Below are 2,939 nucleotides of genomic sequence, written 5' to 3' on the forward strand. Positions count from 1 at the left end.
CTCCGAGGGCGATCAGCAGCGCCAGAACGACGGCGAGCTGCGGCAGCGATCGCGAAGGGATGCGCCGCACGTCGGATGCGGCGTGCGTGCGGCTTTCGGGAGCGCAAGCGCGGCGTAGGGGCCGAGCGCGATAAACGGAGCGGTTCGGGCGAAGCCTTGCATCGAAGGAATTGGTGTACGGCACGGGGAGCCTCCTCGAAAGCGTTGGATACGGGGATAGCGAGGCGTCGCCCGGGACTGCGCCCCGGGCGATCTCCGGCAGCGCTCGCGGCTCGCCGTCCTCGCCGTCAAGTATCCCTCGGGCGCGCCCCTCCCGTCCCAGAAGAAACGTCAACCGATTGCTTAAGTTTTCCTTAATCTTGCCTCGTCAGGGGCGTGATCGCGCACGGGGGCTTATACAATGGGAGAGACGGCGCGCCCGAGCGGGCGCGGACGGCCCGATGGGCCGCGGAGTGCGAGGAGGAACGCGTGGAATCGAAGATGCGCATCGCCGTATGCGACGACGAGCAGGCCATCGCCGATTTGGTGGGGCAGCTGCTTGTCGAGGCCGGGTTCGCCCCGACGGTGTTCTACGCAGCTCCCGATCTGCTGGCCTGTCAGGCGGACGATCCGTTCGACCTTGTCATCCTCGACATCATGATGCCCGGTATGGACGGGTTCGCGTGCTGTCGCGAGCTTCGGCGCACGAGCTCGGTTCCCATAATCTTCCTCACGGCGAAGGACGAGGAGGTCGACAAGGTGGTGGGCTTCGAGCTGGGTGCCGACGACTACGTGGTGAAGCCCTTCAAGCCGCGCGAGCTCGTGGCCCGCGTCCGCGCGCGCCTGCGCCGCGCTATCTCGAACGACGTCGCAAGGGAGGATGGGCCGGGTATGCTCGAATGCTGCGGCATCGCTCTCGACGAGAGCGCCTACACGGCCACGCTGCACGGCGAGGCGTTGAGCCTCACCCCGAAGGAGTTCGCCATCCTCGCCTGTCTCATGCGCGACCAGGGCCGGCCTGTGGCCTCGCGCGATCTGTTCGAGTCCGTCTGGGGCGAGATCGCCAACGCCCAGAGCAACAACACGGTGATGGTGCACATCCGGCATCTGCGCAAGAAGCTGGCTGCCGTCGACTCGTCCCAGGAGTTCGTCGAGACCGTCTGGGGCGTCGGTTACAAGCTGGGCTAAAAGGAGGAAGACATGGAGGAACCCGTACGCTCGCAGGCGCGGCTCGACCAGACGAAGCGGCTCTCGAACGCCATCCTGCGTCGCACGGTGGTGAACGTCGTGCTGTTCATCGTCGTGTACCTCGTGCTGTTCGCCGGCTTCATGACCACGCTCGGATCGGCCGTGTCGAACTTCGTCTACGAGCTGCTCGGCTACGACTACGCGCTGCACACCCTTGCGTCGAACCTGTTCCTGGTCTTGACGGCTATCGGCTTCGTCGCGGGTATCGTGCTCGTGGTGCGCTCGGGCATCAACCGGGCGCTGCGCTACTTCGACCTCTTGCTCGATTCGGTGTCCGACATCCTGGCCAAAAGCGACGGCCCGGTCATGCTGCCCGGCGAGCTTGCGCCCACCGCTATGGCGCTCAACACCATCAAGGCGACGTCCGAGCAGAACGAACGCGCTGCGAAGGCCGCCGAGGATCGCAAGAACGAGCTGGTGGTGTATCTGGCGCATGATATCAAGACGCCGCTCACCTCCATCATCGGCTATCTTACGCTGCTCGAGGAGTCTCCGGACCTGCCGCTCGAGGTGCGTGAGCGCTACACGGGCATCACGTTGGACAAGGCCTACCGGCTCGAGGAGCTGCTCGACGAGTTCTTCGAGATCACGCGCTACAACCTGCAGGCCATCCCCATCGAGCGTTCGCGCTTCGACGCCGCGCTGTTCGTGAACCAGGTGGTGGACGAGTTCTTCCCCCTGGCCGAGGGGCGGCGCCTGAACCTCGTGTACGAGGGCCCCGCCGAGCTGTCCGTGTTCGCCGACGCGGGGCGCGTGGCCCGCGTGCTGAACAACGTCATCAAGAACGCGGTGGCCTACGCCGACCCGGGCACGGACGTGAGGGTGCGCACGGGGCTCGTGACGGCCGTCGACGGCTTCGTGTGGTGGGAGCTCACGGTGAGCGACCAGGGACGCGAGCTGTCGCCGCAGCACCTCGAACGCATCTTCGAGAAGTTCTACCGCGCCGACGAGTCGCGCGGGTCGGCAGCGGGCGGCGCAGGGCTGGGGCTGGCCATCTCCCGTGAGATCGCCCGCGCCCACGGCGGCGACATCTACGCTTCGAGCGACGCGGGCCTCACGTCGTTCACCGTCTGGGTCCCCCAGGGACCCAGCGTGGCGCGCTCCTGACGGAGGCCTTCTGCAGCATGCGTCTGTCCTGATGGGGGCGCGGCTTCGAAGCGTCGGCGCTTTGTGCGGAACCTGTGGGCGCCCCGCGTCCCGCTTGCCGCGCACCGTGCTTGCCGTTACAATAGGCGGGCTGCGAAAACGCAGGCACGTTCCGCTTGGTCCGCATGTTCACCGCATGCCTACCCAGAGGGACGCGCATACGACGCGTGCAGGCCCGGGCCGGGCAGGCGCGCAGGAGGCGGCGTCCGACGAGGGCGCTGCGAACGAAAGGTGGAATAGCACATGGCCAGCAAACTCAGCATCAGCAAAGAGCGCACTGCCGAGCTCGTCAAGGAATTCGGCAAGGGCGAAGGCGATTCGGGCAGTCCCGAAGTGCAGGTGGCGATCCTCACCGAGCGCATCCGCAACCTCACCGAGCATCTCAAGGTGCACAAGAAGGACAACCACACTCGTCGAGGCCTCATGATGCTCCTCGGTAAGCGTCGCGGTCTTCTGAAGTACATCAAGAACCGCAACATCGAGGAGTACCGTACGCTCATCAAGCAGCTCGGCATCCGCGACACCATCTAGCGTATGAAAGCCCGCCTTGGCGGGCTTTTACATAG

Annotated in this window: 3 protein-coding genes; all 3 read left to right on the forward strand. The window is 65.7% G+C overall.

Going from position 1 to position 2,939, the window contains the following annotated elements; genetic code table 11:
* The first annotated feature begins 468 nt into the window (after positions 1-468).
* The 3 genes from ACMO6A_RS04570 (at position 469) to rpsO (ending at position 2,904) form a co-directional block, all read left to right on the forward strand.
* Positions 469-1,167: a response regulator transcription factor gene (locus ACMO6A_RS04570; protein WP_009608640.1), complete on the forward strand. Its 699-nt coding sequence runs from the start codon at positions 469-471 to the stop codon at positions 1,165-1,167.
* 12 nt (positions 1,168-1,179) lie between these two features.
* Entirely contained in the window at positions 1,180-2,334 is a 1,155-nt protein-coding gene (locus tag ACMO6A_RS04575) for a sensor histidine kinase (protein ID WP_009608586.1), read from the forward strand.
* 282 nt (positions 2,335-2,616) lie between these two features.
* On the forward strand, positions 2,617-2,904 hold the full coding sequence (gene rpsO, locus ACMO6A_RS04580; protein WP_009307039.1) for a 30S ribosomal protein S15: 288 nt from the start codon (positions 2,617-2,619) through the stop codon (positions 2,902-2,904).
* The last annotated feature ends 35 nt before the right edge of the window (positions 2,905-2,939 follow it).

It is taken from the genome of Eggerthella sp., assembly GCF_048329335.1.
In the GTDB taxonomy this organism is placed as follows: Bacteria; Actinomycetota; Coriobacteriia; order Coriobacteriales; family Eggerthellaceae; genus Eggerthella; species Eggerthella lenta.

What these genes read in the sequence shown, in the direction of transcription:
- ACMO6A_RS04575 (WP_009608586.1), top strand. Translation starts at nt 1,180, where the DNA reads ATGGAGGAACCCGTACGCTCGCAGGCGCGGCTCGACCAGACGAAGCGG.
- rpsO (WP_009307039.1), top strand. Translation starts at nt 2,617, where the DNA reads ATGGCCAGCAAACTCAGCATCAGCAAAGAGCGCACTGCCGAGCTCGTC.